This is a genomic window from Allobacillus salarius (genome assembly GCF_007559425.1).
Classification (GTDB): Bacteria; Bacillota; Bacilli; order Bacillales; family Alkalibacillaceae; genus Allobacillus; species Allobacillus salarius.
On record NZ_VMHE01000029.1, the window covers coordinates 1 to 21,887 of the forward strand.

At 36.6% G+C, this 21,887-nt stretch carries 23 protein-coding genes and 2 pseudogenes; 15 read left to right on the plus strand and 10 right to left on the minus strand.

Translation table 11 applies throughout. The annotated features are described in order from the left end of the window. Positions 1 to 722 precede the first annotated feature (722 nt). Positions 723 to 860 carry a YvrJ family protein gene (locus tag FPQ13_RS11535; protein WP_144089484.1) on the minus strand — a complete coding sequence of 46 codons (138 nt, stop codon included), beginning with the start codon at positions 858 to 860 and terminating at the stop codon, positions 723 to 725. Between the two features lie 165 nt (positions 861 to 1,025). Here FPQ13_RS11535 and FPQ13_RS13930 point away from each other — a divergent pair, with 165 nt between their 5' ends. After that, positions 1,026 to 1,160, plus strand: a complete 135-nt coding sequence (locus tag FPQ13_RS13930) for a hypothetical protein (protein WP_281281212.1) — start codon at positions 1,026 to 1,028, stop codon at positions 1,158 to 1,160. Positions 1,161 to 1,183: 23 nt separating this feature from the next. Here FPQ13_RS13930 and istB read toward each other — a convergent pair whose 3' ends face one another. Together istB and istA are read right to left on the minus strand one after the other, a co-directional pair. Continuing rightward, positions 1,184 to 1,909 (minus strand): IS21-like element helper ATPase IstB, encoded by a 726-nt coding sequence (gene istB, locus FPQ13_RS11540; RefSeq protein ID WP_144089485.1) that lies wholly within the window; start codon positions 1,907 to 1,909, stop codon positions 1,184 to 1,186. Further along, entirely contained in the window at positions 1,906 to 3,336 is a 1,431-nt protein-coding gene (gene istA, locus FPQ13_RS11545; protein ID WP_342778590.1) for an IS21 family transposase, read from the minus strand. The genes istB and istA overlap by 4 nt, the downstream gene beginning before the upstream one ends. 148 nt (positions 3,337 to 3,484) lie before the next feature. Between istA and FPQ13_RS11550 the strand changes: the two genes are divergently transcribed. Continuing rightward, entirely contained in the window at positions 3,485 to 4,015 is a 531-nt protein-coding gene (locus FPQ13_RS11550) for a sigma-70 family RNA polymerase sigma factor (protein WP_186279668.1), read from the plus strand. Next, entirely contained in the window at positions 4,012 to 4,221 is a 210-nt protein-coding gene (locus FPQ13_RS11555; RefSeq protein WP_144089488.1) for a hypothetical protein, read from the plus strand. The genes FPQ13_RS11550 and FPQ13_RS11555 overlap by 4 nt, the downstream gene beginning before the upstream one ends. Positions 4,222 to 4,394: 173 nt before the next feature. Here the strand turns inward: FPQ13_RS11555 and FPQ13_RS14005 are convergent, their stop codons facing one another. Next, positions 4,395 to 4,688 (minus strand): DUF4181 domain-containing protein, encoded by a 294-nt coding sequence (locus tag FPQ13_RS14005; RefSeq protein WP_144089505.1) that lies wholly within the window; start codon positions 4,686 to 4,688, stop codon positions 4,395 to 4,397. A 170-nt stretch (positions 4,689 to 4,858) separates the two neighbouring features. On the opposite strand from FPQ13_RS14005, the pseudogene FPQ13_RS11565 reads away from it, so the two are divergent. Then, positions 4,859 to 5,781 (plus strand): annotated as a pseudogene (locus FPQ13_RS11565) (IS30 family transposase). 151 nt (positions 5,782 to 5,932) lie between these two features. Next, a complete protein-coding gene (locus tag FPQ13_RS11570) occupies positions 5,933 to 6,334 on the plus strand; it encodes a hypothetical protein (protein ID WP_144089489.1) in 402 nt (133 codons plus the stop codon). Positions 6,335 to 6,434: 100 nt separating this feature from the next. Here the strand turns inward: FPQ13_RS11570 and FPQ13_RS11575 are convergent, their stop codons facing one another. Both FPQ13_RS11575 and FPQ13_RS11580 read right to left on the minus strand, forming a co-directional pair. Then, entirely contained in the window at positions 6,435 to 6,824 is a 390-nt protein-coding gene (locus FPQ13_RS11575) for a hypothetical protein (RefSeq protein ID WP_144089490.1), read from the minus strand. Positions 6,825 to 7,438: 614 nt separating this feature from the next. Further along, positions 7,439 to 7,822 (minus strand): hypothetical protein, encoded by a 384-nt coding sequence (locus FPQ13_RS11580; protein WP_144089491.1) that lies wholly within the window; start codon positions 7,820 to 7,822, stop codon positions 7,439 to 7,441. Positions 7,823 to 7,932: 110 nt separating this feature from the next. Between FPQ13_RS11580 and FPQ13_RS11585 the strand changes: the two genes are divergently transcribed. Continuing rightward, positions 7,933 to 8,262: a hypothetical protein gene (locus tag FPQ13_RS11585; protein WP_144089492.1), complete on the plus strand. Its 330-nt coding sequence runs from the start codon at positions 7,933 to 7,935 to the stop codon at positions 8,260 to 8,262. 293 nt (positions 8,263 to 8,555) lie between these two features. Here FPQ13_RS11585 and FPQ13_RS11590 read toward each other — a convergent pair whose 3' ends face one another. Further along, entirely contained in the window at positions 8,556 to 8,966 is a 411-nt protein-coding gene (locus tag FPQ13_RS11590) for a hypothetical protein (RefSeq protein ID WP_144089493.1), read from the minus strand. 232 nt (positions 8,967 to 9,198) lie between these two features. On the opposite strand from FPQ13_RS11590, the gene FPQ13_RS11595 reads away from it, so the two are divergent. Both FPQ13_RS11595 and FPQ13_RS11600 read left to right on the plus strand, forming a co-directional pair. Further along, positions 9,199 to 10,482, plus strand: coding sequence for an acetyl-CoA hydrolase/transferase family protein (locus tag FPQ13_RS11595; RefSeq protein WP_144089494.1), 1,284 nt, complete (start codon positions 9,199 to 9,201; stop codon positions 10,480 to 10,482). Between the two features lie 201 nt (positions 10,483 to 10,683). Further along, positions 10,684 to 11,703 carry an NADP-dependent oxidoreductase gene (locus tag FPQ13_RS11600; RefSeq protein ID WP_144089495.1) on the plus strand — a complete coding sequence of 340 codons (1,020 nt, stop codon included), beginning with the start codon at positions 10,684 to 10,686 and terminating at the stop codon, positions 11,701 to 11,703. 51 nt (positions 11,704 to 11,754) lie between these two features. On the opposite strand, the gene FPQ13_RS11605 is transcribed toward FPQ13_RS11600, so the two are convergent. Further along, positions 11,755 to 12,330, minus strand: a complete 576-nt coding sequence (locus FPQ13_RS11605; protein WP_144089496.1) for a metal ABC transporter solute-binding protein, Zn/Mn family — start codon at positions 12,328 to 12,330, stop codon at positions 11,755 to 11,757. A 339-nt stretch (positions 12,331 to 12,669) separates the two neighbouring features. Between FPQ13_RS11605 and FPQ13_RS11610 the strand changes: the two genes are divergently transcribed. Further along, positions 12,670 to 13,908: a hemolysin family protein gene (locus tag FPQ13_RS11610; RefSeq protein ID WP_144089497.1), complete on the plus strand. Its 1,239-nt coding sequence runs from the start codon at positions 12,670 to 12,672 to the stop codon at positions 13,906 to 13,908. A 226-nt stretch (positions 13,909 to 14,134) separates the two neighbouring features. Here FPQ13_RS11610 and FPQ13_RS11615 read toward each other — a convergent pair whose 3' ends face one another. Next, a complete protein-coding gene (locus FPQ13_RS11615) occupies positions 14,135 to 15,016 on the minus strand; it encodes a LysR family transcriptional regulator (RefSeq protein WP_144089498.1) in 882 nt (293 codons plus the stop codon). Positions 15,017 to 15,145: 129 nt separating this feature from the next. Here FPQ13_RS11615 and FPQ13_RS11620 point away from each other — a divergent pair, with 129 nt between their 5' ends. The 5 genes and pseudogenes from FPQ13_RS11620 to FPQ13_RS11640 form a co-directional block, all read left to right on the plus strand. Continuing rightward, on the plus strand, positions 15,146 to 16,141 hold the full coding sequence (locus tag FPQ13_RS11620; RefSeq protein ID WP_144089499.1) for a YeiH family protein: 996 nt from the start codon (positions 15,146 to 15,148) through the stop codon (positions 16,139 to 16,141). 65 nt (positions 16,142 to 16,206) lie between these two features. Continuing rightward, positions 16,207 to 16,851, plus strand: coding sequence for a LytTR family DNA-binding domain-containing protein (locus tag FPQ13_RS11625; protein WP_144089500.1), 645 nt, complete (start codon positions 16,207 to 16,209; stop codon positions 16,849 to 16,851). 130 nt (positions 16,852 to 16,981) lie between these two features. Beyond that, the gene (gene scpC, locus FPQ13_RS11630; RefSeq protein WP_144089501.1) at positions 16,982 to 18,496 is read left to right on the plus strand and encodes a succinyl-CoA:acetate CoA-transferase ScpC; all 1,515 of its coding nucleotides are present in this window, start codon (positions 16,982 to 16,984) and stop codon (positions 18,494 to 18,496) included. A 112-nt stretch (positions 18,497 to 18,608) separates the two neighbouring features. Then, on the plus strand, positions 18,609 to 18,977 hold the full coding sequence (locus FPQ13_RS11635; protein ID WP_144089502.1) for a tetratricopeptide repeat protein: 369 nt from the start codon (positions 18,609 to 18,611) through the stop codon (positions 18,975 to 18,977). Positions 18,978 to 19,391: 414 nt separating this feature from the next. Continuing rightward, positions 19,392 to 19,469: pseudogene (locus tag FPQ13_RS11640) on the plus strand (urease subunit gamma); the annotation flags it as partial. 413 nt (positions 19,470 to 19,882) lie between these two features. On the opposite strand, the gene FPQ13_RS11645 reads toward FPQ13_RS11640, so the two are convergent. Beyond that, entirely contained in the window at positions 19,883 to 20,401 is a 519-nt protein-coding gene (locus tag FPQ13_RS11645; RefSeq protein ID WP_144089503.1) for a DUF421 domain-containing protein, read from the minus strand. 147 nt (positions 20,402 to 20,548) lie between these two features. On the opposite strand from FPQ13_RS11645, the gene FPQ13_RS11650 reads away from it, so the two are divergent. Beyond that, the gene (locus tag FPQ13_RS11650) at positions 20,549 to 21,667 is read left to right on the plus strand and encodes an NAD(P)/FAD-dependent oxidoreductase (protein WP_144089504.1); all 1,119 of its coding nucleotides are present in this window, start codon (positions 20,549 to 20,551) and stop codon (positions 21,665 to 21,667) included. Positions 21,668 to 21,887: the final 220 nt, after the last annotated feature.

A 21,887-nucleotide genomic window follows, 5' to 3' on the forward strand; every position in this document is an offset into this window, starting at 1 on the left:
CTTTCTTTGTATTATGATAATTGCAGGGTTCTAAGATTTTCTTTGCAATTCTCACTACTTTTATTTTGCACTATACACCGTACCCTGATTTTAGAGTACGGTTTTATTTTTTTATAGAATACGAAGGTGGGCACACTCAATTAGTTTTTACATGCCAAACATAATTTAATTGGTTACCTATCTTTATCATTAACTCATAAAAATGTGGCAAATCTCCCGGATTGGAATATCCTAAAAGACTATTGAAGAATATCATGAGTGGAGAAATGAAAAGTGTCCTACTGAAATTGTTCCTATTAAGGAATCAGATAGATTTTCAGATTTTTTAGGTATAGATGGGTATAGAATATTTCATTCTAAATCACAAGGATTATTTCAAGGCATAGGGAGTTGGTTCGATACATGGTTAAAGTTTCATTTTTATAACTTCATAAAACTTCATAAAAGTCTTTTTTAAAAAAACCTCCATCTAACTTTAATTATTTAACTCTCCCAATTCTTGACTAGCGAGTGTTGCAAGCTTAATATTTCTTCTCCAGAATCACCTAGACTTAAAACAGTGTTAGTTGTAATTGTCAATTAAGTCGTCTCCTTTTGTTGTGTGATGCATGCATTTAATTAATAAAACGTAGGGGAAATTTGTTTTCCGATTTTTAAAGAATTTGCAATTCATAGATTAAATTAATTTTAAAGACTTAATCAGAAGATTACTGCGGATCTCTTTACAGCTTTTTAATTAATTTCGCTATTGTCTCTGTTAACTCATCAATTTTCTTTTCAAACCTGAACAACAGATAAAGTGTTATTACAATTGGGAAACCAATGTTCCCAATCAAATCGATTACATTATCTAATTCCATGAAGATTCACCTCCTAAAAGTCTAAGGAGATTAATTGCCAAAAAAGTAAATTTCCTTCTTAATTTTTTTGATAAAATATGCCATAATAGAAAAACAGAACATTTGTTCGAAATTTGGTTTATTATTGATGGAATTGTTCTCTTTAATTAGAAAGGAGGATTTTTCATGGATGATTTTAATCAATTTTTAGAAGCAAATAAAAAATTATTTTCTCAACCTATCATTATGAGTTTCTTTAAAGACGAATATCATGTATTTTGCAATAGAAAAGTACATAATTCTGCAATAAAAAATACATAAGATTGCCAGCCCGTTGGTAACACTTAAGTTCGCTTAGATAACGCGTTTTTCACTCTAAAACTATCCCCTGTAAAACTTAATACATGTGCGTGGTGGATCACACGATCCACCAAGGCAGCTGTTAATCTTGTATCAGTAAAGATTCTGTTCCACTGGCTAAACTCCAAATTCGAGGTAATGATCATGCTTTTCTGTTCATACCAGTCTGAAATGAGTTGAAAGAGCAATTCAGCTCCATCCTTACTAAATGGAATATATCCCATTTCATCTAAAATGATCAGGTCTACTTTCTTAAATCGATTCCTAAAGGATTGTGACTTTCCCTCTTGCCATGCCTTTTCTAATTGGTCAACCAAGTCAGACACTCGATAAAACCGAACTTCGTACCCTTTTCGGCAGGCTTGTCTGCCGAGTCCAGTTGCTAAGTGTGTTTTCCCGGTTCCGGGTGCTCCTGTTAATATGACATTCTCAAAACGATTGATAAATTGAAGGGATAATAATTCATCTTTTGCCAAGTGGGGTGGAAAATGCACTTCGTCTCCCCATTGGTAGGTGTTTAGCTCCTTTGAATACAAGAACTTTGCTTTCTTTAATAACCGATCTGCTTTCGCTTCTTCTCGTAACTCAAACTCTTTCTCAAATAGGTTTTTTAGATATTGTTCCTTATTTTCAAATGGAATAGAATTATAGATTTCAGCTACATAAGCCAGCCGTAATGATTTGCACATATCTTTGATATCAGAATTCATGTTAAATCACCCCTCTTGTTAATATGTTGTAATTGATCGTACATCGACCAATTGACTTCATAGGGATGGTTTTGACTTGTAGTCGAATGTTCCTCGACCAACTCATAAAACTTTTCGTTGATTTGATTCATATCATGCCGGGCTAAACAGTGAATAAGCCATCGGATCCGTTCTTTCCTCAATTCCAAGTTTTCAATTCGAATATATTCGAAGATACGTGTAGGTAAATAAGGTTTATAACGAGAATAAGTTACGACTCGTGGTTTATCTAACCACGAACTTAGTACGGATTCCCAAGGGATATTTCTCTTGCTCTGCATATATGGTCTATAGTCTTGATATAATAATTCTCCGTTAGGAGATACCACTTTAAATGAATCCCAATACAAAACTAATCGAAGTTGACCGAAATTATAGCTTTTTGGTATATGCACCTTATTTTGATCGATTGTTACTTCACCATATTTATTTGCACGAACCCACTTTTCTTTAAAAATTGGATAATCATTAGCCGGTAAGCCGTATAAGTATTTCTGTTCTTCTTGAAATAATTCTTCTATCCTTATCTGTATTTCATAATGAATTCGTTGTCGATCTTCCACTAATCGTTCGTTTAATTCTTTGGTTAGTTGTTCAAACGATTCTATGACTGGCGAAGGAGTCGCAAAGTTATATCGAATGTAACCTACTTTATTTTCAACATGCCCTTTTTCATGACCACTATAAGGATTACAATCCTGAATCTCGAAGCCGTAGTAATTCGCAAATCGCAAAAAATCATCCGTAAACTGAACCTCTTCATTGCGTCCTCTCGGACGAATTACTGCAGCTTTTAAATTATCAATTCGGATGGTTTTAGGTACACCACCCAATTGTTGAAAAATTGTTTTCAGGCCATAAAGAAAGCATTCTTGGTTTTCTCCGGGTAATGGAACACAAAACGCTGCATTACTATAAGGCAAGCTTAAAGATAAACCATGAATATCAATATATTTTCCATCTTTAACGGCTTCCATTGTTCCAAAGTCAACTTGTGCCTCACCCGGAGGGTGTTGAAGTCTTTCATAGCCACGGTCTTTTGTGGACTCTTCTTTGATTTTGCCTTCTTTCCAATCTTGAATGTAAAGGCACACTGTCCGGTATGAACCTGTGAATCCCAGCACTTGTAATTGTTCATAAATTGTTTTGTTTGTTCGTCGATTTTTACGATGTAATTTTTGGTCTTCAATTAGCCAATCTGAGACGATGTCTCCCCATTTTTCTTCGTACATCATACCTCGTCTTCTCACAGATGTTTCTTGAGGTATATCATCATGATCTGCATATTTTTTCGCTGTTCTCCAATTAATACCAAGGGTTTTTGCTATTGAATTGATTGAATTAGATTTTTGATTTCGTAAAAGTTTGATACAATTAACTTCAGACATTGCCAGCATTCCTTTCAACCTCCACTGTGTTTTGATTAGACACCAATAACAGTAGAGTTATTTGATTGGGCTGGCAAGTCTTTTTTTTTGCATAAAAGACCTTTGCAACGTTGTGTACTTTTCCGTTGCAAAACTATGTATTTTTATTTTGCACTACACATATCATAAGGAATTATTAAAGAGAATTATTGAAGAGAGGGATAGCGAAGCGGATGAAGAGTTAAATGAATTATTTAAAGAGTTCTATCTAAAATACAGAATATTTAAGTATATCGACGTGTTGGCTAACAATTATTCAATCCAGTTTGATAAATCCCGAAAAAAACACTATCGGAAAAATCTTTTAAAATTAGATCAGCCAATTTCCACTGAAGAAGAGTCTGGAACATTTATAGACTTTATTCAAAGTAATGATATGTCGACTTTTAATAAAGTTATTGAGGGATCACATAGCGTTGCAGAATTAATTGAAAACGAACACTTAAGTTTGGCATTCGAACGATTATCCGAGAAACAAAAAAAGATATTGAATTTATCTATTATCAATCAATGGAGTAACAAAGAAATTGCTGATTACTTTGGCAATAGTCCGCAAAACGTTTCTAAGTTAAAGAGAAATGCCATTAACTTTTTGAGAAAAGAGTTAGCAAATCAGTATGTTAGGAGGGCAGAGATATGAAAGACAAATCTGAAATAAATGAAGTTGTTTTGGAAGCGTTAACAATTATGAAACCTAAAATTAAAAAGGTTCTTAACAAAACAGCATCTCAAGAACAAGAAGACTTAGAGCAGGATATTAATCTACGGATAATTAGAGCGGTCAAAGACGGAAGAATACGGCCGGTTACATTCTGGGGATTCAAAGAGAATTTTGATAAAAGATAAGTAGCAGCTTTATAGACTTTAAACCAATGTAATCTATGCAGTGTTTGCCACTGCTTTAGCTCCCAGTTAGAAACGGTGTACCAATTCGAAGTTCCATTGTAAAGATCCGCAAGTGGAACTTCGAATTGAGTTTTTATCTTAAAATGAATTTATGAATACTTAAAGAATTCAAGTTAATAAAAGAAAGTTATCAGTAATATTCCGACAACCATTGTTATAATAGTAATAACATATTCCTTTGAATTCTTGACATATAACCACTCAAACAAAGCCTGTATTCCTAGACCACATCCGATTAAAGCAATCCAAAGCCATTTGAAGTAATCTTCGTAGCCGTTCACAATAATAAAAATCGCAGAAATTAAAGCGATTATCAAGATAACTATTTTGAGAGTAATTTCAACTCGAAATTCTTTCTTTTCGACAAGGTTCCCCTTTACAGAGCGTAAAAATACACGTCTTAAAATTTATTGTAACATTTCGATGAATATCAAAATCAAAAACAAACTACTCGTGACCATTTTAACAGCTCCGTTATACGATTTTATTTACTCGGATTGTAAGCTAGACAACTAAATGAGCTATTTGTGGTACACTCAAACCAAATTTCCAGCCACTAAAAAAGGGGTGACCATCAATGGCCTATACCCATCTTACCATGAAAGAACTGAGCTGGATAAAAACGTATTTTGATGTTGGAATGAAAAGTAAAAACAAACGGTTTACAACGTTATCAATTTCCTTAAAGATGGTGGCACCATTCAAACGTATTTCGATCAGTATAAGGAAAACAAGAAAAAATGAGGCGCCAAAAAGAAGCAATTTAATCACGCCCAAATCACCTTTATCAAAGAAAAAATTGAATCTGGTTGGGCACCAGATATGATTATTGGCAGGAACGATGGGTTGTTCAATGAGAACGTTTTACCGTCGGCTCACAAACAGCACGATATTCGATATAAATCGTTACCGATGAAAGGCAAGCGCAAGCCAAATGGATACCATGAATAGCGTGGAAAGCAATCCTTTAAACGAGGAATGAAAGAACACTAAAATGACTATCCGGAATTCGAAGCAGAATTCGAACATCTGGAAGGCGATACATTTGTGAGAAAAACATAAAAGTGCTGTCACCATGTCAGTTGAAAGAACTTCAACAGCGTCTATAATATTGAAACCTAAAGACTAACAAGTAGTTGATATTGAACATAAACTAACGAACTGGCTCAGCCAGACTCCAACGAATCTATTCAAATTTATTACTTTTGATTGTGGGAAAGAATTTTCCAATTGGAAAAGCTTAAGTAATAATCATGATATATCTATATTCTTGCAGATCCAGGCTGCCCGTCTCAACAGGGACTAAACAAGCGTTCAAAAGGTTTACTACGAAGAGATGGACTACACAAGAGAATGGACTTCAATGAAGTGAATCAATAAGTTGTTTCTTCAGTGTCCAGTCACAGAAACAAAATCCCTAGAAACTCTCTAGGATATAAAACACCACGAGAAGTATTTTCAGAAAATGTACCGGATATGGTTTTGTCTAACTTAACTTGACAAATGAAATTTCTAAAAAAGAGCAATTATGAAATCGACTCTAATAAATAAAAAATGAAATAAAAAAGTGTGTTATAATTCAGAATAAGCAAAATACACTTTAATGATTTTAAACCTTATTTTTAAAATCAATTGGTTAGGAGCGATTATTTTGAGGGTAAAGCTGTACTTTTTAATTTCTTACGTAACAATTATTGGTATTCTCTATATTTCTTTTATTTCAATAGGGTTAAATCCTTTTTATTATGAAATTGAAAATACAGGTGAAAATTATTCAATACGAAACGACTTTCAGTTTCGAGAGTATATCATAGAAAATATTGATGATGAACTATTGTTTACCATCACTCAAACTCCTGCAAATTCTTCTAATCAATTGTTTATAATCATATTATTTATAATGCCAATTTTTATAATAGGTGTATATAATTTAATTAGAAAAAAAGATAACTACAAACCTTTATCAACAACAGTTATATCTGGTATAGTTCTTATGATTTTAGTACTTATGTATATCTTTTTGTTAAATGAAGCTAGTAATTTGATAAGTTAATAAAAGTATAATCTTCTAGATAAAAAATGCCCCTTCAAATTAGTTTTTAGATTCTACTTTGAGGGGGGCATATTGTATCACCATCAAGACTTATATTCCTTTAGAACCAAGAATAATCATGTTCTGTGTAACGAGTGTAATGATTCCCGCTACCAGAAGACCATTCAACATATCGAGTAACGACTCTAAAATATGATCCTCCTGAATCAAGCATTTGTTCTACTGTGTTATGCAAATCACTTTGTGTTAAGCTGTTATTAATGAACACAATAGCTGAAGCATAAGTTAATAGAGCTGAGGCAGCTGATATACCTAATGCTACATATGCATTAACTCGGTGTCTCAATGCAATTGTCAAAGTAGTCATTCCTACAGAAGCAGCAACTTCTGCGAGGTCGGAGAAGTTTGCCTGCGCCTCTTCATTATACCACCTTAATAACTCGTCTCTGTCCATTAGTTGTGAATCTGTCGCAATAACTCTGGTCGCCATAAAATCAAATCCTTTCATTTTTTGTCTTACACCTTATATAGAGAAACTTATCTTTAAAAAACAACCATTTATGTTGAAATTCTAAAAAAGAAGAGAAAAAAATGAATTAAGATTCACGGAACAAGAGAGTTGGTTTTCCGTTTTGGTTTGGAATAAATAATTTTTTATTTATCCTTTTAATGAACGTGGATTATATAGTAAAAAGGACAAGAAATATCTAAGCGAAATAAAAAACGAGGAGATCACCAGTGGTGTAATTCTCCTTGTTTCTTAACTTTTGGAAGTTTTTTTCTTGAAAATGTCTAATCCCGATTGATAATCCCATTTGAACCGCCATTGCTAGGTGAGACTTAGTTGTACTTGCTACGATATCACACCATGAGGCCTTGTTTGTCTAGGTGGTAGTGATTTTGGTCGAAGGGGAAAAGGTAAAGACTTTGAGATTCACCCGCCTCAATTCGTACCGCGACAGTTAACTTGGGAATTTAAAAGGATAATAAAAAAATAACGTTCTTATTGCATCCATTTCAATAATTGTTCATAATAATTGGTAAATAAATTTAATAATAGAATAGCAAACCATAAAAAACAGGAGGACCCCCCCTGTTTTTCATTTAGAGCAACACATATTTAACTTCTTGATAATTAGTGTAATGATTTCCGCTCCCAGAACTCCATTGATAAGAATCAATAAACATCATTACATAATCATTTGGTCCCATTTGCTTAAGGATGTTATCAAATTCTTCTGTTTGAGCAGCGCGTCCAAAGGCATCAGCTACTGCATCTAAACCAAATAATGCCGAGGTCGCACCTAATCCATATGCAATACTGTATTTGATATTTTTGGTGATAAGCAAGCTAACTATTGAAACTCCTAATCCTGTAATTGCTTTACCCACATCAGTGTAAGTTGTCCCTTGCTGTTCGTTTACGTGACGTGCAAATTCTGCCGAGTTATAATACCTCGTGGTTGATTCAATTAGTTTTGTTGCCATTTTTAATCAATTACCATCTCTTTAAAATTTCGTTTACACTTATTAAAGAGATAAGAATTGTAATTAATAAACCAAATACATAAATATTTTCAAAGGGTGATGGTGAGGATATGGGAAATGATCCATTTAATAAAGCAGATCGTTTCTTGTTTAGTGAAAAAGGTAAACCTGTTCGAATGATTTTAGTTATATCTACTTTCTTATTCATCCCACTTCTCCTATTTGGTAGTGAGGTGATGGTTGCCGAATACGGAAATCCATTATTTTTCATAGGAATTACTTTTCCGTGGGTTTTATTGATTTATTTCCCTGCTGAATTACATGGTTATTTCGATGAAGAAAAAGTGACACCAAAAATTAATAAGCTTTATAAAGGCCTTTTTATTCTCTATGTTTTGGTTTTTTGGATTGTTGGTGGTTTATGGTTCTTCAGTGTCTAAGACTCAATTGAATCAAAAAAACGGAGGGGCATAGCCAATCTAAAAAAATAAATAATGGCATCAATCATATGATTAAAATGTTTGAGGCCATTTTTAGTGCATCCTCGGCATGGGCCATAACTTGGTATTGAAAATCCACTACAGACTTGAAAGTAGAACTGTTAGCCAATGACAAGGTTGTGTCAATCTTAGGTGAAATCTGAAGAAAGCCGAAGCAAAATACCGAGTCGACGAAGAGGAAATGTATATAAGTTTGGATTGTAACGGAGAGTTGCATAACAAAACAAATTCCATTACTGCTTTAAGCTGATCAAGTCACTGGCGCTATTCGTTATATAAATGTATAAAGAGGCAATTATGATGAGAGTTAACCCAAATATGATCAATGTTTCTTTAGGTTTATAACTATATTTTTTCTTTTTTAAATTAAAAATACTTATGAATAAAATTGGCAATATAAATACGATAAATAGAAATAATTGGTTAGAAGCCGTTACAGGACTGCGAGTAATAGCAAACATTAGTTCATCATCAATATTTTCTGTTAGGTAATCACGAGAATGAAAGTGATTCTCGATGGTATAACCTTCTTCTATCTCATTCATTTCAAAATAAAAAGGATTTAAATTTAGTGAGATGAGAGAAATATAGAGAATGCTAACCATCACACCATAAGCAATTAAAAAATACACTGTTTTCTTCAATTTCACCCCTCCCTCTAAATAAACTTTCTTCAATAAACTAAGCCTCTCGCTAAAATTTCTCTTAATATATGTGAGTCATTTTATCATAATGATAATTTTTTAACAGAAAGAGTATTCCCGCAGTTTATGGGCGTACTTTTTGGAACTTACTAACCGTCTTTTTTTGATTGGAAAAATTCTAAAAAGAAGATATCATATATAGTAGCTTTTTACATCAGGGAGGAATTTCTTAATGAGTCACCAATCACAGTACAACGAAAAGTTACTAACAGTCGCAGAAGCTGTTCAACATATACAACCTGGAACAGATATCATTTCTCCGTTAGGTTGTGCTGAACCGGACGCACTAATCAAACAATTGGAAAATTATGAGGGCTTAAATGACAATCGCCTATTTACGATGTTGACTACACGTGAATTAATTGATGTTGACCCAGATAAATTAAGGATAACGAGTTTGTTTTTAGGTAGTTCTGAGCGTAAAGCATTCAATGAAGGAAAAATAGATTTATTGCCAAATCACTTTTCAGATCTACCGAAGTTATTGAAACAAATCGCCCGTAAACCTGTCGTGATGACTGTTGTCTCTCCAATGGATGAGAATGGTTATTTTTCAATGGGTACAAATGCAGACCATACCATTTCAATGGTAAAAGAGGCAGAGACGATTTTAGTGGAAGTCAATGAGCATATGCCGCGGACATATGGTGAAAATCAAATCCACATTTCCGAAGTGACAGCAATTGTTGAGCACCACCAACCATTACCTGAATTGCCAAGTACACCCGGTCAGTCAGAGAAAGATACGCTGATTGGGGAACATGTTGCTAGTTTAATTAAAAATGGTGACACATTGCAGGTTGGGTTTGGCTCAATTCCAAACGCGATTATTGACAACCTGAAAGATTATCGTAATTTAACGATCCACACGGAAATGATTCCAGAAAAAATTATCGAATTATTTAAGAGTGGAGCAGTTACGAATGAAAATAACCCATTTAAAAAAGGAAAGATGACCGCAACATTCGCTTACGGTTCGAAAAAACTATACGATTTCATGCATGAAAACGATGATATTTATATGCTGCCAGTTAACCAAACGAATAATGTGTGTAAGTTACAAGAGATCGACGACTTAGTGACTGTGAATGCAGGCGTTGAAGTTGATTTCTTAGGACAAGTAAATGCAGAAAAAGTAGGTAATACGTATTTTTCATCGACAGGTGGTCAATCAGATTTTCAACTCGCATCCCATCTTTCAGAGAACGGAAGAGGTGTGATTTGTTTACATTCGACTGCGAAAAATAATGAAATCTCGAAGATTGTACCTACACTTCAAAAAGGTGCTCCAGTAACAACGCATAAAAACGATGTAGATTATATTGTAACGGAGTATGGAAGTGCAAGACTTCGAGGTAAAACAATTCGCGAACGAACAAAAGGCTTAATTGAAATTGCCCACCCTAAATTCAGAGAACAATTAACCCAGGAAGCTAAGCAAATGGGTTATTTATAAGAGAGAAAAGCATGCCGTGCATCTAACTACGGCATGCTTTTTTAAGAGGTCTGAATTGACATGCGAATTGGAAGCTGTGATAGGCTATATGAAGAGTGCTAATTTAATAATTCACTTTATGACAGTGTATGAGTTACGTGCTCTTAAGATTTGCGAAGGATGAAAAAGGAATATACTTCGATCAATCGAAAGGGGAATTCCATGACAATAAAAAATAGACAAATCACTTTAGCAGAACGTCCGAAGGGGATGCCTGATGAACAGACATTCCAATTCAAGACAGAAGAAATTAACGACATTCAGCAAGATGAAGTTTTACTCCGCACACTTTATGTTTCCGTCGATCCATATATGCGTGGAAGAATGGTAGATGCTGAGTCTTATATTGAGCCTTTTCAATTAAATGAAGTCATCGAAGGTGGTTCAATCGGTGAAGTAATCGAATCAAAGTCTGATCATTACGCCGTTGGTGACGTTGTCATCGGCAGCTTTGGTTGGCAAGAATACTATATCGCGAAAGCGAATGAAGTTCGGAAAATTGATCCGTCAGTAGCGCCAATCTCAACGCATTTAGGGATTCTCGGCATGACGGGATTGACAGCTTACTTTGGCTTGTTAGATATTGGCCAACCGAAAGAAGGCGAAACTGTAGTCATATCTGGTGCCGCTGGTTCCGTCGGTTCCGTCGTCGGACAAATTGCAAAAATCAAAGGTGCACATGTCGTTGGCATTGCAGGGTCTGATGAAAAAATTCAATTTTTAAAAGATGAGTTAGGTTTTGACGAGGGAATCAACTATAAAACAACGAAAAATTTAGCAGAAGATTTGAAGAAAGCGTGTCCGAATAGGGTCGATGTGTACTTTGACAACGTCGGTGGCGAAATCTCAGATATCGTTTTGTCACAGCTGAATACATTTGCTCGCGTTCCGGTATGTGGGGCAATTTCGACATATAACTCAGAAGAAGCGGACCTTGGTCCACGCGTACAAACGACGCTCATTAAGAAAAGTGCAATGATGCAAGGGTTTACGGTCGGCAACTATACAGATCGATTCAAAGAAGGTGCCATGCAATTAGGTAAATGGTTGCAAGAGGGCAAGCTGACATACCGTGAAACAATTGTCGAAGGCTTTGACAAAATTCCTGAAGCATTTTTAGGTCTGTTTAAAGGTAACAATATCGGTAAGTTATTGGTGAAAGTCTCTGACAAAAGTCAATAATAATAAAATAAATCGTGGAGACCCATCTAATTGATGAGCTTCACGATTTTTCTATTGTTGGCCAAGACCTTCAGAGATAACATTGATATTATATTTTAGATACTTAACATACGTATCGACTTCATCACCAGGCTTTCCAATCTCGTCTGAATATATTGGTTTCCCAAATATATCCACACCTGACTCATTTGAAACAGTTTCCATAGGTCTTGGGTCCACATTCGATTCTAGGAAAAGAAGAGGTACAATTTCTTTTTCAATGAATTTCAGTAAAGAAGTAATCTGTACAGGAGACCCATTTTCTTCGGTGTCAACTTTCCAAATACACGCTTCTTTCATGTCATACCGATCAAGCATGTACTGGAATGCACATTCGCTTGTCACTAATACTTTGTTTTCTTCAGGAAGCTCGCCCAATCGAGCGGCGTATTCTTTCTCAATATCACCAAGTCGGTCTAAATAGTCACTTGCTCGCTTTTCATAATAGTCTTTGTTGTCTGGATCGACTTCTACAAATGCATCCCGCATATCTTTTACCATCTGAATTCCTACGACAGGGTCAATGAAAGAATGTGGATTAATCTCTTCTTCATTTGTCGTTTCATCACGTAAATACTTCGGTTCAATTTGCTCAGTTAGGCTCTAACTACTTCATCTCCATAATAAGAAACCGTTAATTGACTAATCTCTACTTTACGTTTCATGACTTCACCTACTTACTTATTTTATAAAACGACTGAGTTTCTCGAGGAAAATAATGTTTCTCTAGGGAAACATTAGGTTAGCTGTATTATAATCAACTTCCGTATTTTTGTAAAGATACTTTTGTTAAAAGTAGAAATATATATATTTAATCGTGTGCATGATTGGTAGAACGAGTTTATAATTTCCATAAGAGTGAAATGTAAATAAGGAAGAATGGTTATAGTAAGAAGCATACATATTAATTGAGATGGAGGAGAGCTCATGATCATAGCCATCATATTATTGCTGTTCGTTTCACTATTTTTCTCAGGTAGTGAAACGGCATTAACAGCATCCAATAAAATGCGTTTAAGGACGCAATACAATCAAGGAAACACGAAAGCGGGGAAGTTATTGGACTTGGTTTCAAAACCGAGTGAATTCATCACAACGATTTTGATTGGAAATAATATCGCAAATATCTTGCTACCGACATTAGTGACGACATTCGCCATTCAACAAGGCATCAATGTTGGAATTGCTTCCGCCATATTAACCATTACAGTCATCGTCTTCGCTGAAGTTTTTCCAAAATCGGTAGCGGCGGCTTTTCCAGATCGAATCAGCATGCTTGTTTATCCGGTCATTCGGTTTTTTACGTTTATCTTCAAACCATTCACGATTGTATTAAACTGGTTAACTGGATTGCTCACGAAAGCTTTGTCGAAAGGACAAAATAATGACAACACTTACTCAAAAGAAGAACTGCGAACAATGGTTGAATTAGCTGATTCAGAGGGTACGTTTCAGCGAGATGAATCAAGCCGAATCATCGGTGTTTTGGATTTTAATCGATTGAATGTAAAAGATGTATTAAAGACGCCACGTGTTGAAGTCATCGGCTTATCTCATAATTCAACGTATGAAGAAGTGAGAGAGATTGTCATCGCTAATCCATACACCCGCTATCCGGTTTATGATAAGACGATTGATCACTTAATTGGAATCTTTCATTCAAAATTCCTCATTCAATGGTCAGCCGAACCAGATAAAAAACTTACAGACTTTGCCGATATGCACCCTCTTATCGTGTATGAGTTTCATAATAGCGAATGGGTGTTCAAGCGTATGATTAAAGAAAATAAACATATGGCGATTGTCCTTGATGAATATGGTGGGACAGAAGGCATTTTAAGTATGGAAGATATAATTGAAGCGATGATTGGGCTTGAAATTGAAGATGAACTTGATCCAACAGACGATCCTTTAATTGAGAAGCTTTCCGAAGATGAAATCATTTGCGATGGAAAAATTACACTACATCGATTAAACTCTCTATTTCAAACGAAAATACCAGAAGAAGAGGATGTTTTGGCAGGCTTTATCTTAAAAGAACTGACTGACTTTCCGAAACAGGATCAAGAGTTTGAGTACGAAGGGTTGAAGTTCTCCATATTGGAGCTCGATAGACGTACAATTGGAAAAGTGAGAATCACAAAAATGGAAGAAAGCGAATCGTAAGAAGGTAGACACCGACTGATGTCGGTGTCTTTTGTATTCTAAGCATTGAAACTTTAGTAACACTGAAGGTACGCAGATTAACACTGAAGCTTTGTGAAAAAACACTGAAGGTACGCGGAGTAACACTGAAGCTCTGCGAAGTAACACTGAAGGTCCGCGAAGTAATACTGAAGGTACGCGGATTAACACTGAAGCTCCGCACAAAACCACCGAAGCTCCACAACCATCACTCTAGCTCATCTATCACACGCATGAAGGCTTCTACATTACGTTTGTTGACGAGCAATGGTGAAGTAATACTTGAGAAAGTCCTTGTGAATGGTTCCTTATCGAGAGGCAGCTTCGTCAGCAGATTTTGTTCCAATTCTCTTTTACATACGTGCTTGGACATTAGAGATAAACCCATTCCTTCAATAATGCTTTCTTTTATCGCTTGGTTACTCGAAATAGAAAACATGGATTTTGGCCGTAAGCCGTTAGATCGAATGAGGTGGGACAGATACTCACGTGTTCCCGACCCTTCTTCACGACTAATCCATACTTGGTCTTGTAAATCATCGATCAATACGGTTTCCTTTGTAGATAATGGGTGACTTGGAGCTGCAACGATAAATAGCTCATCCTCCATAAATGGCTTTACGTGTAAGTCTTTCGAACTCGTTTGGCCTTCAATCAGTCCGAGATCGACATCTAGCTGTTGAACGAGCTGGATAATTTCATCTGTATTCCCGATCGTAATATGAAACTGCACATCAGGATAAGCTGTTTGCATGTTCTTGATCAATGAAGGAACGATGTATTCTCCAATTGTAAAACTCGCACCGATGGAGAGTTCTCCTTGAACAGATTGTTGAATTTCTAAAATATCTTCAACCGTTTGGTCGTAGATTGAGAAAAGTTGTTTAATGCGTTCATAGAGCAATTCACCTGTTGGTGTGATTTGGAGTTTTCTTGGGGAGCGGATAAACAATTCTGTATTCAACTCTTTTTCTAACGACCGAATATGCATACTGACACTCGGTTGAGAGATATATAGAGCTTGAGCTGTCTTCGTGAAACTCTTTAACTCGGCAAGGGTCAAAAAGGTTCGGAACGCGTCAACATTCATATCAGCAAATTCCTTTCTTCAAAATTTGTAACTATTAATATTTCTAATAGAAACAATCATTATTATCTATTTTACTAATCACTTCTCCTTTTATAAAGTGAAAGAAGATAAAAGGAGTTGAGTGTCTCTATGAACTTTTTCAAAAAAGATTACCTTCCCGGACTACTTGTTGCGTTAATCTTGGCTTCATTAGCCATTCAGTTGGCGAAGCTTCCATTTCTAACGATTATGGGACCGCTCGTCATTGCTATATTATTAGGAATGGTTTGGCGAATGATTTTTAAAGAAAATAAAAAGCTTGAACCAGGCATTCAATTTTCTACGAAAAAATTACTTCGATTAGGAATCATTCTCTTAGGGGTACAGTTAAATTTATATGAAATTTACGAAGCGGGCTGGCGTGTTATTTTATTGGCTATTTTTGCAGTAGTTATTGGTTTTACAGCTGTTTATGCGTTTAGTAGACTATTAAAAGTCGATCGAAAGCTCGGTATTTTAACAGCTTGTGGAACGGCCATTTGCGGGGCGGCTGCAATTATTGCAACGGCACCGCAAATCAAAGCAAAAAATAACGATATTGCGATTGCTACAGGAACAATCGCTTTATTAGGCACTGTATTTACGTTGGTGTATTCTATAGGATATCAATATATGAATTTCACTGGTAATGAATATGGTATGTTTGCCGGTTCGACATTGCATGAAGTAGCTCACGTCGTTGCAGCTGGGGCTGCCGGTGGAAGTGAGGCTGTCGATCTAGCTGTATTAGTAAAATTGATCCGTGTGGCATTGCTTGTTCCAGTCATTATTTTTATCGGATTTTTATTTGCCAAAATCGAAAAAGAACAATCGCCGAAACGTTTTTCTTTATCGATGGTGCCATGGTTTATTTTTGGTTTTGCGATTATGAGTACATTGAATACCATTTTTCAGATTCCAGACAATATAGCTGACCGAATCATTGATGTATCTTATCTGCTTATGGGAATGGCAATGGTAGGTATCGGATTAAATGTCCAACTGTCCTCATTCAGAAGCAATGGAGTCAACGCGTTAAAGGCAGGTTTATATGGATCAATCATTCTTTCGGTGCTTACCTTTGTACTCATTCAATGGATCGGTTAATGTCAGAAAGCGTTCATATCTTTGATAAACTTATAACGATGAATAACGTAAACTAGGTGATGAACATGTTAAACATTCGTGCAGAAACGTTAATAGATATCATTGGTGATTTATATACCGAAGAAACATCAATCGTTCTTTCTGATACTAAAAATTACCTTTACTACCGGCCGAGTGAACGAATTGATTTAAAAATCAAGCCTGGTGATCCGGTCGTTGAGGGTACAATTACTGCAAAAGCTTTAAAATTAAAACAGAAAGTTTCGGAATATATCGACCGTGACGTATTTGGTGTGCCTTATTATGGCATGGCAGTTCCGTATAGACACAACGGACGTATTGCGGGTTGTGTGACCGCAGTTTTCCCTGCACTCAGTGACGCTCTGTCCGTCGTGACGGTCCAAGTGGCAGACGGGTGGATTCCGATGCCTTTTGAGGATATTTTGTATATTGAAGCGAAGAACCGGAAGACATATGTTATTGGTAGTAACACATCCGGCACACATCGAAATTCGTTGAATGAATTCGACTTTTTCCTGCCGCGCGATCGTTTTATCCGTTGCCATCGTTCATTTGTGATCAACATTCATCATATCGAAGCGATTTATCCGAATACACATTCTACATTTGAACTAAAAATGAAGGATGGCGCAAGGATTCCTGTTAGTCAGACACATTCTAGTTATTTCAGAAAATTGCTAGGATTTTAATTTGCTGGCTCATACGGAAATCTACTGTTTCACTCATGAAGTAGTAGCGTCTATCTGAAAACGCCCTTCAACAGCCTTGAATCGGGTAAACTATAAATGAAAAGGTTTACATTGAAAGGCGGGGTGTTTTATGGAAAAGGGTTATGAACGTATTCACCAGCCGGAACTAAGAAACCATGTCGTATCAGCGGAGGAAGCTGCTTCCTGGATTCAGGATGGTATGACGTTAGGGTTAAGCGGTTTCACACGAGCTGGCGATGCAAAAGCAATACCTTTCGCCCTGGTAGACAGAGCGAAAACCGAACCATTAAAAGTAAACGTTTACACGGGAGCTTCTCTAGGCTCTGATGTGGATAAATTATTTGCTGAAGCGGGAATTCTAAACAAACGTTTACCATTCCAGGCGGATGCAACGATGCGTAAAAAGTTAAACGACGGTGAATTTTATTTTGTCGATCAACACTTGTCTCACACATCTGAAATGTTGCGCCAAGGAACGTTAGACAAAATTGATTATGCTATTGTGGAAGCGATATCGATTACTGAGGATGGCTTGATCATTCCATCAACATCAATTGGAAACTCAGCAGTTTTTGTAGAATATGCTGAAAACGTTTTAATTGAATTGAACATGGCACAGCCAACTTCTCTTGAAGGCGTCCATGACTTGTTTTCACTAGAAAAACAAGGTGAGCGAGGACCAATTAACATTACACAACCTGAAGATCGAATCGGTGAAAAAGGAATCAGAGTCGACCCAGCCAAAATTAAAGGAATTGTATTTACAAATCAAGCAGATTCTCCATCACCAATTGTACCTCCAGATGAGGAAACAAAACAGATGGCAGATCATCTCATTCGCTTTCTAGAAAATGAAGTAGAAGCAGGTCGACTGACGAAAAACTTAGCACCAATTCAATCGGGTATCGGATCCATTGCAAATGCCGTTTTACACGGTTTATTGGATTCTGACTTTGAAGACTTGAAGGTATACTCTGAAGTGCTTCAAGATGCGGTGTTCGATTTGATGGATGCTGGTAAAGTTAACTTTGCTTCTGCGTGTTCGATCACACTATCTGAAGAGAAAATGAAAAAGGTTTTTGCGAACTTTGAAGAATATAAAAATCGTCTTGTCATGCGTGCACAGGAGATTTCGAACCAGCCGGAATTAATCCGTCGAATGGGATTAATATCCATTAACACGGCATTAGAGTTTGATATTTATGGAAACGTGAACTCAACACATGTGAGCGGAATGAAAATGATGAATGGCATCGGCGGTTCTGGTGATTTTGCGAGAAACGCTCGACTTGGAATCTTTGTAACAAAGTCGATTGCGAAAAACGGTGACATTTCTAGTGTCGTACCATTTGTTCCTCATGTGGACCATACAGAACATGACGTAGACGTTCTTGTTACAGAGCAAGGATATGCAGATCTCCGTGGTCTAGCACCGAGAGAACGAGTGGAAAAGATTATCGACAATTGTGTTCACCCAATGTATAAAGAACAACTTCGCGAATATTATGAAGAAGCGAAAATGCGTGGCGGTCAGACACCACACGTATTGGAAAAAGCCTTTTCTTGGCATACACGGTTCGCTGAAGAAGGAACAATGCTCGAGAAAAAACCTTCATACGTATAAACTGAATAGAACAACATGAAAAAAGTGGCTATCGATTGTTAAAGGATAGCCACTTTTTCAGGATTTTAGTCGAATACATATGTTAGGTCGTCCATCATAAGGGGTGAATACGATGGAAGAACAATTAAATCAAGCAATGACACTACGGGAAAATGGTGAATTAAACAAATCAAAATCACTTTTAGTTGAATTAGCTGAAATATATCCTTTCTATGCTTCCATTAACTATGAGTGCGCACAAAGCTTAATGTTAGTGGGTAAGGAATCGGAAGCTGTACCATACTTTGAACAAGCTCTACGTTTAGGCCTGCCTTCTGAAGCGTTGGCGGACACCTATATCTACTTATCTCAAGGTTATCAAGTGATAGGAGATCAAGAGCGAGCTATAGAAGCATTCCAAAAAGGAAACCAGTTGAAACAAGAACAAAATAAGTTAGAACAGCATCAAAGAGCTGTTGATGCTAACAAAGTTACAGAATAATTTTACCCTAATTTAACAACTTGTCTCCTTCTCATAGTGATAAAACTATGAGAAGGAGACTTTTTTTACAATTAAAATCTTATATACAATGAATATTGAATTCGATTGTTTTTATCGCTTTTAACTACAAATATTATCGGGCACACTGGAAATAATTGATTCGTTTACTCAGAAACAATTTTTTGAAAATACGATTAAATCTACCCTTAGAAGGGGAAAACAGGACTTAATAGCTATATTGATTTAATAGTGAGTGAGAATCTGTAAAATAAGGTAGAACTCAGCATACGGAAAGTTGATTTGCCGGGCTTTGAGTCGGTTGATGTTTAAAATTAGGGATAGAAGTTTGAACGAAACAATACAGAAGGAACCGTTATATTTTGAATATTCAGATGAGGTTGACAAATGTAATTATTGCCACGTGAAAAAGAAAAAATGATGATTGTTGTTGCGGCTGACTTAGCGAGAAGGCGTAAGCAGCGGGGGTTGAAAAAAATAACATGATGAAGTGATTAAGAAGAAAAAATAAATCGTTTACTTTACCTGCAAGCAACGGAACTAGCTTGCAGGCTTTGTTTTTTCTTGGAAAAGGAGCTTGCGGAATATGAGAGCTTGCGTCGATACGTAAATGGCTTTGTGGCGTAAGCGGAATGTTATCGGGAAGCTGTCTCGATGCGCAACTTGGTTTGAGAAGTAAGCGAAAAGTCATCGAGAGCATGTCTCGACACCCAATTGAGTTCATGAAGTAAGCGAAAAGTCATCGAGAGCTCGTCTCGACACCCAATTGAGTTCATGAAGTATAATAATTGTCATCGAGATTTCGTTTCAATACGTAAATGTTTTCGCCTCAATCGAAAACAGTCATCGATTATCTAAATACTCACCATCCGATCAAGTTGTTCTAGCTATTTCCCACTGATTTCAGTAACATTCTGCAAAGCATTTTCATCATCATTTTCAGATTTTCTAATAATTGATAAGGAGCCGTTTGTCTCCATGACGACAGCTTTCACTTGATCCAGCGATCCAATACCTTGTTCACGAACGGACTGTAAAATCTCAGACCGATGAACACGATTAACTTTCATGGCTTTTGTTTTATATCTTCCTTCGTAAAATAACAGAACAGGTGTTGATTTGATTAGGTTACGAAATAATTTTGATCGGAAAGACAACCAAGCAACGAGATACTGCAAAAACGTCAACAGACCGAGAGCTACAATCCCTTCAGATATGGATATTTTACTGTTTAATATAATCGTCGCAAATGTGGAACCAATTGCAACGGTAATAATTAAATCAAACATGTTCATTTTAGATAGTGTACGTTTACCAGAAATACGTAAGAAAAAAATTAAGAAAAAGTAACTCGTAATCCCTAAAATAAGGATACGTATGAGTGGTTCCCAGCCGTTGAAAAACATAAAACCGCCTCCTCTATCTATTTCATTTCCTTGGAAATATCCTTTTAAACAATCCAAATGATTTTAAATCCATCCAATCCTATGTGAAAATGAAGAAATCAGTCATTCTACATACTAACGAAAGTGAACGAACGAGGAGGACAACATATGATTACTGTCATCGGAGCAGGTATACTCGGCGCATCTTGTGCGTATCATTTAGCTAAAAAAGGTGAAGACGTAACGATTATAGATCGAGAAGAACCAGGAAGAGCTTCACACGCAGCAGCCGGTATCGTCTGCCCATGGTTAACCCAACGTCGAAATAAAGATTGGTACGTTCTTGTGAAAAATGGAGCACGCTACTATCCCGATTTGGTTGAACAATTAACTGAAGACGGAGAGTCAAATACGGGGTATGAAAAGGTTGGTGCCCTTCATTTGCACCGCGACCTAGAAATTATTGAAAAAATGTACCAACGAGGTGTGGAAAGAAGAAAAGACGCGCCGGAAATCGGAGAACTTACGAAGTTAGATGAATATGAAACGCAAGCTTATTTTCCAGCGTTAGGAACAGAGTTTAAATCTGTACACATCGCCGGTGGAGCTAGAGTGAACGGCAGGGCCCTGAAAGATTCTTTACTTCGGGCAGCCCAGAAACATGTGGCGAAGTATATAAATGCAGATGCAAAACTTATTCGCGAGGGAAATCGGGTGAGCGCAGTTCAAATTGACCAAGAAAAAATAGCTACTGACCAAGTAATTGATACAACTGGTGCTTGGTCAAATCAATTGATGCGTGACCTAGGGCTTCAATTTAATGTTCGATCCCAACGAGCGCAAATACTTCATTTAGAGTTACCAGAACAAGACCCAGGTAATTGGCCTGTAATTATCGGTTTAAACAAATTGTATCTTTTAACGAATCGAAGCGGGCGAGTGATTGTCGGTGCAACGCATGAAGATGATGTTGGTTTTGATCACCGTGCAACGGCAGAAGGCATTCATGAAATCTTGAATAACGTTCTTTCAGCAGCACCAGGATTAAACGACGCAACGTTTAAAGAAGTTCGAGTTGGATTCCGTCCATTCACCCCAAACTCGCTTCCATTAATTGGTCCAGCTCCTGAAATTGAGAATCTATTTATCGCCAATGGATTAGGTTCTTCTGGTTTAACGAGCGGACCTTATTTAGGATATTTGTTATCACAGTTAGCGACAGGGCAAGATGTCGATATCGACCTAACACCTTATAATATTGAACAAGCAATGGATGAAATTGAATAAAAAATAAAGGCTCCCTCATGTGACCAGGACTTTGGTTGATTATGGGAGAGTGTTTTTGTGAGTTTATATATATCTGACAAGCGCTCTCAACAACGGAAGCATGAGAAAAAAATCTCTTCCGTATTCGAAAAGCGCTCTCAACGACGGAAGCACGAGAAAAAGAATCTCTTCCGTATTCGACAAGCGCTCTCAACAACGGAAGCACGAGAAAAAGAATCTC

Excerpts from the sequence above, each read along its gene's own strand:
- FPQ13_RS11535 (WP_144089484.1), bottom strand. The coding sequence starts at position 860 with ATGGAATTAGATAATGTAATCGATTTGATTGGGAACATTGGTTTCCCA.
- FPQ13_RS13930 (WP_281281212.1), top strand. The coding sequence starts at position 1,026 with ATGGATGATTTTAATCAATTTTTAGAAGCAAATAAAAAATTATTTTCT.
- istB (WP_144089485.1), bottom strand. The coding sequence starts at position 1,909 with ATGAATTCTGATATCAAAGATATGTGCAAATCATTACGGCTGGCTTAT.
- istA (WP_342778590.1), bottom strand. The coding sequence starts at position 3,336 with ATGTCTGAAGTTAATTGTATCAAACTTTTACGAAATCAAAAATCTAAT.
- FPQ13_RS11555 (WP_144089488.1), top strand. The coding sequence starts at position 4,012 with ATGAAAGACAAATCTGAAATAAATGAAGTTGTTTTGGAAGCGTTAACA.
- FPQ13_RS11575 (WP_144089490.1), bottom strand. The coding sequence starts at position 6,824 with ATGGCGACCAGAGTTATTGCGACAGATTCACAACTAATGGACAGAGAC.
- FPQ13_RS11580 (WP_144089491.1), bottom strand. The coding sequence starts at position 7,822 with ATGGCAACAAAACTAATTGAATCAACCACGAGGTATTATAACTCGGCA.
- FPQ13_RS11585 (WP_144089492.1), top strand. The coding sequence starts at position 7,933 with ATGGGAAATGATCCATTTAATAAAGCAGATCGTTTCTTGTTTAGTGAA.
- FPQ13_RS11595 (WP_144089494.1), top strand. The coding sequence starts at position 9,199 with ATGAGTCACCAATCACAGTACAACGAAAAGTTACTAACAGTCGCAGAA.
- FPQ13_RS11600 (WP_144089495.1), top strand. The coding sequence starts at position 10,684 with ATGACAATAAAAAATAGACAAATCACTTTAGCAGAACGTCCGAAGGGG.
- FPQ13_RS11610 (WP_144089497.1), top strand. The coding sequence starts at position 12,670 with ATGATCATAGCCATCATATTATTGCTGTTCGTTTCACTATTTTTCTCA.
- FPQ13_RS11615 (WP_144089498.1), bottom strand. The coding sequence starts at position 15,016 with ATGAATGTTGACGCGTTCCGAACCTTTTTGACCCTTGCCGAGTTAAAG.
- FPQ13_RS11620 (WP_144089499.1), top strand. The coding sequence starts at position 15,146 with ATGAACTTTTTCAAAAAAGATTACCTTCCCGGACTACTTGTTGCGTTA.
- FPQ13_RS11625 (WP_144089500.1), top strand. The coding sequence starts at position 16,207 with ATGTTAAACATTCGTGCAGAAACGTTAATAGATATCATTGGTGATTTA.
- scpC (WP_144089501.1), top strand. The coding sequence starts at position 16,982 with ATGGAAAAGGGTTATGAACGTATTCACCAGCCGGAACTAAGAAACCAT.
- FPQ13_RS11635 (WP_144089502.1), top strand. The coding sequence starts at position 18,609 with ATGGAAGAACAATTAAATCAAGCAATGACACTACGGGAAAATGGTGAA.
- FPQ13_RS11645 (WP_144089503.1), bottom strand. The coding sequence starts at position 20,401 with ATGTTTTTCAACGGCTGGGAACCACTCATACGTATCCTTATTTTAGGG.
- FPQ13_RS11650 (WP_144089504.1), top strand. The coding sequence starts at position 20,549 with ATGATTACTGTCATCGGAGCAGGTATACTCGGCGCATCTTGTGCGTAT.